Source organism: Kamptonema sp. UHCC 0994 (assembly GCF_029167235.1).
Taxonomy (GTDB): domain Bacteria; phylum Cyanobacteriota; class Cyanobacteriia; order Cyanobacteriales; family Microcoleaceae; genus Kamptonema.
On the sequence record NZ_JARFTR010000101.1, the window covers coordinates 21,828 to 29,658 of the forward strand.

Consider the following 7,831-nt stretch of genomic DNA (forward strand, 5'->3'; position numbering starts at 1 on the left):
TTAATACTTATTGATTTTTTTGTCCCGCTTATTACCGGAAAATCAAAATTGAGGCATGATAATCACAAGGGGTGCTGAATAATTTTAGATCATCTGTGTGAGGAGTAACTATGGATACAAAGCAAATTCTTTCAGGTTTTTCTGTTTTTTTACTTACTGCACCTGCGGTTTGGGCTGGTTTTTCCCAGCAATTAACGTCCATTGAAGCGGCTTCTGCTATTGAGTTAAATCAAGTTTCTCCTAGCGGAATATCGGCATCAGGGAGTGCGATCGCAGCTTCTCAAAGTCAGATAATTGCCCAGCAAGGACAAGTTAAACAAGGGGAAGTATACAAACTGATGAACGGTGGCGCGACGCGCACCCGCCAATCATCGACGGTTCGTGCAAATACGAATCCGAGAACTGACTTGATCCCCCGCGATATTCTCACAACCGATACTACGGCCAAAGCTGAAATCTTGTTCAAACAGCAAGATACAATTGTGAGATTGGGAGAATCCACCAGTTTTGTTTTCCCTGAAGGCTTACGGGAATACCAGCTTAACAATGGTACAATTGTGAGCATGATTCGTCCCGGAAAGGGCGGCGGAACGGTGAAAACACCCCAGGCATCAGTGATAGCAAGGGGTACGGGGATGTATATCCAGCAGTGTTCGGATCGAAAAGTTGCTTTGTTTGCTATTCTCACAAACAATAATGCCGAGGTTGAACCTACGAGGGTGGTGAATGGGAGAGGCGATCGCGTTTCTTTGCGGGCCGGGCAATTAGTGAGGGTTGTTGACGGTACAATCCAATCAGTTCAAACCTTTAACCTGCGATCGTTTTACCAAAATAATCCTATGGGTGCAGGTTTGGGGCCGAATCAGGAAAACGTTGTTAATGAATCGCCGACTGACGTTCAGCCGGTGTTCAGAGAGGTTCGCCAAGAAACGATCGCAGCGGTGAACGGTCAATCTGAAAACGGTTTCGATTTTCCTAACGGTATACCTGATGTTTGTGGAAATGGACAAACAAAGCCTGTGAGAGGTCTTTGGTAAGGGTAATGTTGGATTGAAAAATCTAGTTGTAGGTTGGGTGGAGTGCTAGCGAAGCCCAATCTATAAATACTTAATATTGTACTTGACAAGATTCAGTAAAACTGGGCATGACCAATAAGATCGGCAGACCGCAGACAACAGTTATTCTAGCAATGAGTGCTGATGGTAAAATTTCAGATCGGGTGCGATCGCCTGCAAGGTTTGGTTCTACCCAAGATAAAATTCATTTAGAAAAACAAATCGCGATCGCAGATGGGGTATTATTTGGCAGCAACACTCTCCGCGCCTACGGGACAACGATGAGAGTATCTGCGCCAGAGTTGTTGAAAATGAGGGTAGAACAAGGTAAACAGTCACAACCGATACAGATAGTTTGTTCGCGATCGCGCAATTTTGACCCTAACTTACGATTTTTTCAGCAACCAGTAACCCGATGGCTACTAACTGCGGAAACAAATAACGATCAAACAGAATTAATGCCAAAATTCGATCGGATTTTAGTTGCATCAATGTCTAATGGAAATATTGACTGGGTTGCAGCTTTTGAACAGTTAGCTAATCTCGGTTTGCAGCGCTTAGCAATCTTGGGAGGTGGGCAATTAGTAGCTTCTTTACTTGCGGAGAATTTAATAGATGAATTTTGGTTGACGATTTGTCCTGTAATTTTAGGTGGTGCAGATGCGCCGACACCAGTTGAAGGAGAGGGATTTTTAGCTAATTTAGCACCAAAACTGCAACTCCTAGAAGTTCAGCAGGTTGACCAGGAAGTATTTCTACATTATCGGCTAATGGCTAATGGCTAATGGCTAATGGCTAATGGCTAATGGCTAATGGCTAATTGCTAATTGCTCAATCAAGACTTATAGCAATTGTTCTAAAGTCTTGCTACAATCTGCATCTTGGGATTAACTTGATACAATCAAACTACCACCACTACTGTTAGATGATTTGGGGAACTAAATATGTCATTGCGAGTGAAACGAAGCAATCCCAAGGGCGATGATAGCTTTACATTGTCGTTGTATAGTAAGATTTATTTGCGCCGACCTACTTAATAGGTACAGAAATGACGCAAAAATATCCGTAACGCCGCCATCTTGGCGGTTCCTTTACCACCAGAATCGGCGTTAAACAAAGTGTACATAACTTCTCTTGGTGACTTGCATACCTTGTGATTGCTTCGTTTCACTTGCAATGACACCACAAACAACAAGCAGCTAACAATTAATATAGCAACCTTCTTGGCAGTTAGGACGTTCTGAGTTCCACCAAACTCGCTGATTCTATCCCCTTATTCCCCTTATTCCCTAGTCCCTAGCCCCTAGCCCCTAGCCCCTTGTTCAAAGATATGGTAGAACAACTTAAACCTCAATATTCTGTTACCTGGATTGGCAAAATTTCTGATGTTCCTCAATCAGAATGGGATGCTTTAGCAATGCCGCTAAAAACGCCATTTCTCGAATGGGAGTGGTTGCATAATTTAGAAACTTCTGGCAGTGTTACGGCTAAAACAGGTTGGTTGCCCTATCATTTAACAGTGTGGCGCGAAAGTCCTACAGATAGGCTACGCCAACGTCAATTAATCGCTGCTGCACCTCTTTATGTTAAAAGTCATAGTTATGGGGAATTTGTTTTCGATCATCAGTGGGCCGAGCTAGCTGCCCGGATTGGTGTAGAATATTATCCAAAGTTGATGGGGATGACACCGTTTACACCTGCTGAGGGCTATCGGTTTTTGATTGGCCCTGGGGAAGATGAGGATTTATTGACACGGTTGATGGTGAATACGATCGACCATTTCTGCGATCGCAACGGCATTTCAGGCTGCAATTTTCTTTATGTTGACCCGGAATGGCGACAAGTTATGGAAAGGAACGGTTTTAGCAGTTGGCTGCATCATAGCTACATCTGGCAAAACCAAGGATATCAAACTTTTGATGATTATTTAGGCGCTTTCAATGCTAACCAACGCCGTAATATTAAGCGGGAACGCAAGGCTGTAGAAAAGGCTGGTTTGCGAATCCAAACCCTGACAGGGGATGAAATTCCTCAAGCTTTGTTTGCACGAATGTACTCTTTTTACGAGAATACTTGTGACAAGTTTGGCTGGTGGGGAAGTAAGTATTTAACTAAGCGATTTTTTGAACAATTGCACCATAACTATCGCGATCGCGTGTTATTTGTGGCCGCCTACGATGAACAGGACGATCGCTTACCAGCGGGAATGTCTTTTTGCATTTTTAAAGGCGATCGGCTTTACGGCCGTTATTGGGGCAGCGTGCAAGATATAGAATGTTTGCACTTTGATGCTTGCTATTATACGCCGATTGAGTGGGCGATCGCCAATGGTATTCAAATTTTTGACCCCGGTGCCGGTGGCCGACATAAAAAACGGCGTGGCTTTCCAGCTACACCTAATTACAGCTTACATAAATTTTATAACCCTCGCCTCTCCCAAATTCTTCAGTCTTACATTTGTCAGATTAATGAAAGGGAACAGGAGGAAATTGAACTGGTAAATGAAGATTTACCTTTTAGTAAAGGCAATGAGAAACCTTAAAAGGGGGGAAGTTTCAGTTTGATATCCCCTCGATCGTTCGGCGATTGAAATCGCTACTACACAAACTAAGTCCGCCTACGCGGACTAAAGAATAAACATTGATAGATGACAGTAGCAGTATTTAGTAATTGAGACTGCTATTGATATTATTAGTTTTAGGTCTACTCTATTTACCTGCAATTTACTGTATGTCATTGCGAGCCAAGCGAAGCAATCTCAAGGCGTGGCGATCGCTTCACCTTGCTCCCAATGACACCAAATCCTGGTAACAATGATATAAAATCTTAGCGATCGCCTAAATTTTGATAAATTAGTTGACAAAGCACCAAACTTGTGCCAAGATTAAAAATTGTCAGTGATGCGGAACTGGCGGAATTGGTAGACGCGCATGATTCAGGTTCATGTGGTGCAAGCCTTCCGGGTTCAAGTCCCGGGTTCCGCATTTGACAGATTTTACTTGAGATTTTGGGTTGTGAATTCAATCCAAAATCAATTTTTTTTATGATTACCAGCGTTCAAAATCCTTTAGTAAAGGAAATACGCAAGCTTCACGCCTCGAAAGGGCGGCGGGAACAGGGTTTTTTTTTGTTGGAAGGGACGCATTTGCTAGAGGAAGCTTGCGCTCAGAATCACCCTCTGGCGACGGTTTGCTATACTTCAGAATGGCAAGAAAGGTATCCCCAACTTTGGAAAAAAGTTTGTTTGCAGGCGCAGCGGGTGGAGTTGGTAAGCGATCGCGTCTTGGAAGCGATCGCGACTACAATACAACCAGATGGTGCGATCGCTACAGCGCCTCGGAGTGAAATACAGTCAGTACCCACAGCCAGCTTGGGGTTAGCTTTAGAGACAGTACAAGATCCTGGTAATTTGGGGACAATTATTCGCACTGCTGCTGCGGCTGGGGCTGATGGTTTGTGGGTGAGTGGAGATAGTGTAGATTTAGACCATCCGAAGGTGTTGCGATCGTCAGCGGGGGCGTGGTTTCGATTACCAATGGCAGTTACTTCTGATTTAAAAGCAGAAATCTCGCGCTGTCAACATCAGGGGATGCAGATTTTAGCCACTTTACCCGATGCGAGTTTGACTTATTGGGAAGTAGATTTGCGAGTACCAACTTTGATTGTATTGGGAAATGAAGGCGCGGGTTTGTCGGAGGATTTGACAAATTTAGCCAGCCTGCAAGTCAGAATACCTCTGAGTGAGGGTGTAGAATCTCTAAATGTCGCGATCGCGGCTGCTTTGATATTATATGAAGCCCAACGTCAGAGAAGATAAGATGGGGAGGATCGGGGAGATGGGGAGATATAGCAATGCCTCTATCGACTCTAACTTAACAAATGTAGTATTGCGTCTTTTGTGGTTCGTTCAAAAATCCCCGCCTCTTGAGCCTAGGAAGTACCAATCATCTATTATAGCAACCTTCTTGGCAGTTAGGACGTTCTGAGTTCCACCAAACTCGCTGATTCTATTCCCTTCTTTACCTTCTTTCCCTAGCCCCTAGCCCCTAGCCCCTAGCCCCTAACCGCCTTGGCGGTTGCTATACCTGTAAATCAATGCCAGACAATCGCTCGAAAACTCCCCGTCAAATCAGTCCAGAACAATATCAGCGCTTAAAAGCAGAGATAGTCGCTCCCTACCGAACTCTACGACAGTTTGTGTACGTCGCTTGCGGCGCTTCTGGTTTCATCGGAGCTCTCGTTTTTCTGGGTCAACTCGCCGCCGGTCGGGAAATTGGCTCAGCGATACCTAATTTTGCCCTGCAAGTCGGAGTTGTTGCTCTGATGGTGTGGCTGTTTCGCCTGGAACAGCGATCGCGCCGCTCGTCCAAGTCAAAGTAACGAAAGGCTACAAATCTTTACAAAAGTACACTTGAAGCAATGAAAGTTCAGAATATAAAGAAATTATTACGAAAACCTTGATCCCTGATAAGTTTATGTCAATATCAGTATAGTTCAACTGGAGCCAGCCAATTTAAAGGCTCTAACCATGAATCCCTTTTAATCCGTTCAATTGGGGTCAGCTTTCATAAAGACCCTAAAAATAACATCATAATATTAAGCTGAGCGCCAGCCTCCATCTATAGGAAGACTGGCGCTCAGTAATTTGGGGAATCTCTGCAACTTCTATCGGCTAGCTGTGAGGTCGATCGGGCCCGAAGTCCGGGTTTTGCTAAGTTGATTGCCGATCGCGAAAATGGTATTAGTACGAGTAGCATTGTAGAGGTCGTAACGCCGATTACCTCGGATGATATTTTTGCCGGGACTACCTGCGGTGCCCAAGTCAGGTTGAGATTTAGCGATCGCCACCACGCCATCCCGCACATTATTTTCAATCAAATTGCTACGGAGCACTGGTCGCGCCGAGTGAGAAATTAGTATTCCATCCCGATTTTCAATAATTCGATTTTCTGCAACCAAAGGCGATGCAGAGTCATTAATAGCAATCCCAAATCCTGTATTTTGAAATAAATTTCCTCGAATTTCACCTTGAGAAGATCGCACCGCAGAAATCCCATTACCATTATTCTGAGTAAAGACATTATTGCTAATTTTAGGACTACTGCTACCTGTAATAAAAATACCCTCACGTTGGCTATTAAAAAAGGTAGAATTAGCAACAATCGGACTGCCAGACTCAACCCAGAGACCCGTACCGCGAGTATTCGGATTAGTAACCGTCACACCGCTAATTTGGCTGCCATTTTCAGCTCTAATTGCTACATTTTGTCTAGCAAAACTCGGACTGATAAAGTTAGCGCCGCCAATAATTCGTACCGACTTGCCTTTATTAACTTCGTCGCCGCGCAGAGTTACATTAGGTTTGACGATCAGAGGAAAACTTTCGCCAGTTTGGGCGCTATAGTTACCCGGAGCTAGTTGAATTAAAGTGTTAGAATTGCTTTGCTGAAGAGCATAAGTGATAGTGCGGTAGGGAACGGCTGGACTACCTGCATTAGCGCGATCGCTTCCCCTGGCTGGATCGACATAAATCGTTCGCACTTGTGATGTTCCTTGGGAAGAATTTGCCCAAGTCGGGAGTGCTGTAGCACCCAGGGAACCAACCAGCAAAGCCACAGCAACAGCGGCGGACTGCTGGCTAAAATGGTTGAGGATGGTGAAAGGATTAAAGCGAGAATGCTGATTGCTCATAGTGGTAATTCCTGATTTATGATTTTTGGTTTATGGAGACATTATTTATTGACTACATGAGGGAAAATCTTAAATCTGGTTAAAATTATAAAAAGCCAACCAGCGCAGGCAAATTTTGTTTGTGTCTGGCCGGTTTCAACCGCCCAGTTAATTAGCTATAGTTAAAACAACAATAAATTTTGGGATTGACTATGCACTTAAAAAAATTGGCACATAGATGGACATTATTTTTAGCACTAGGTGTAGGAATTACCTTCTACAGCAATGCTGCGGTTGCTGCTGAAAAAGTGGTACTCAAATACACGATTATTCAAATGACTATCCCCGTCAGCGAACTGGAGAATTTCACGAAAACTGGGCAAATGTCACCTGCGTTAGAGATGCTTTTGGGAAAGGCGAATAAGAACCCAGAGACGGTGCGCCGTGCTTTGAAAAAGCCTGTGAAGGTGAATAAAGGATTTTTAGAACAAGCGCTGAATAGTCAGCCTGGAAAAATGGTTTTGGATGAAGTTGGTCAGGTAATTCATCCTCCTTCTGAGGGGCCGGATCGGGAGGCTTTGCGCTCAGCTTTGATGTTATCGGCGAGTCAAGATAATGAGATTACTGTGATGGAAATGATTAAAAATTATCCCAGGGATGAGGTTCATGTTGAGGGCGATCGCTTAGTTGAGGCTTATGGAAAAGTTGCATCTTTGGCAGAAAAATTAAACGGTGCAACTGAGCGATTACAAGATATTCTGAATAAAATTAGGTTGCCAAGATTGTAGTATTTTTTAATCCTTAGCAGTGGAACAATGATATTTAGAATTGGTAATTGGTAATTGGTAATTGGTAATTGGTAGGCGCGTACCTCACTTACTTGATAACTACCATCCAAATATCAAAATATTCGTTAAACATTACTAATCAGTATATCTATCCAACGGCAGAGGCAAAAAAAAATATCTCTTGAGTAAAATTCAATAAGTAAACTCTTACAGAAGTTACGCGCCATAGACTAAAAATCAATGGTTAGAATTACTTTGCTTTGTTCATAATGACTTACACATCACTATGACTTACGCATAATTACGTAACGCCGCCAT

General features: G+C 43.5%; 7 protein-coding genes and 1 tRNA gene. 7 read left to right on the top strand and 1 reads right to left on the bottom strand.

All coding sequences use genetic code 11. The features are described from left to right. Positions 1-110 precede the first annotated feature (110 nt). From PY364_RS10130 to PY364_RS10155, 6 genes are all read left to right on the top strand, one after another. Positions 111-1,037, top strand: coding sequence for a FecR domain-containing protein (locus tag PY364_RS10130; RefSeq protein ID WP_275522233.1), 927 nt, complete (start codon positions 111-113; stop codon positions 1,035-1,037). Between the two features lie 107 nt (positions 1,038-1,144). Further along, the gene (locus tag PY364_RS10135; RefSeq protein ID WP_275522235.1) at positions 1,145-1,840 is read left to right on the top strand and encodes a RibD family protein; all 696 of its coding nucleotides are present in this window, start codon (positions 1,145-1,147) and stop codon (positions 1,838-1,840) included. A 545-nt stretch (positions 1,841-2,385) separates the two neighbouring features. Next, positions 2,386-3,597 (top strand): GNAT family N-acetyltransferase, encoded by a 1,212-nt coding sequence (locus PY364_RS10140; protein WP_275522237.1) that lies wholly within the window; start codon positions 2,386-2,388, stop codon positions 3,595-3,597. 360 nt (positions 3,598-3,957) lie between these two features. Next, positions 3,958-4,039, top strand: a tRNA-Leu gene (locus tag PY364_RS10145). Positions 4,040-4,098: 59 nt separating this feature from the next. After that, positions 4,099-4,872 carry an RNA methyltransferase gene (locus tag PY364_RS10150; RefSeq protein WP_275522238.1) on the top strand — a complete coding sequence of 258 codons (774 nt, stop codon included), beginning with the start codon at positions 4,099-4,101 and terminating at the stop codon, positions 4,870-4,872. Between the two features lie 278 nt (positions 4,873-5,150). Beyond that, the gene (locus tag PY364_RS10155) at positions 5,151-5,435 is read left to right on the top strand and encodes a DUF3493 domain-containing protein (RefSeq protein WP_275522240.1); all 285 of its coding nucleotides are present in this window, start codon (positions 5,151-5,153) and stop codon (positions 5,433-5,435) included. A 285-nt stretch (positions 5,436-5,720) separates the two neighbouring features. Here PY364_RS10155 and PY364_RS10160 read toward each other — a convergent pair whose 3' ends face one another. After that, positions 5,721-6,746 (bottom strand): DUF1565 domain-containing protein, encoded by a 1,026-nt coding sequence (locus PY364_RS10160; RefSeq protein ID WP_275522241.1) that lies wholly within the window; start codon positions 6,744-6,746, stop codon positions 5,721-5,723. 191 nt (positions 6,747-6,937) lie between these two features. Here PY364_RS10160 and PY364_RS10165 point away from each other — a divergent pair, with 191 nt between their 5' ends. Next, positions 6,938-7,513, top strand: a complete 576-nt coding sequence (locus PY364_RS10165) for an alpha/beta hydrolase (RefSeq protein WP_275522244.1) — start codon at positions 6,938-6,940, stop codon at positions 7,511-7,513. Positions 7,514-7,831 lie beyond the last annotated feature (318 nt).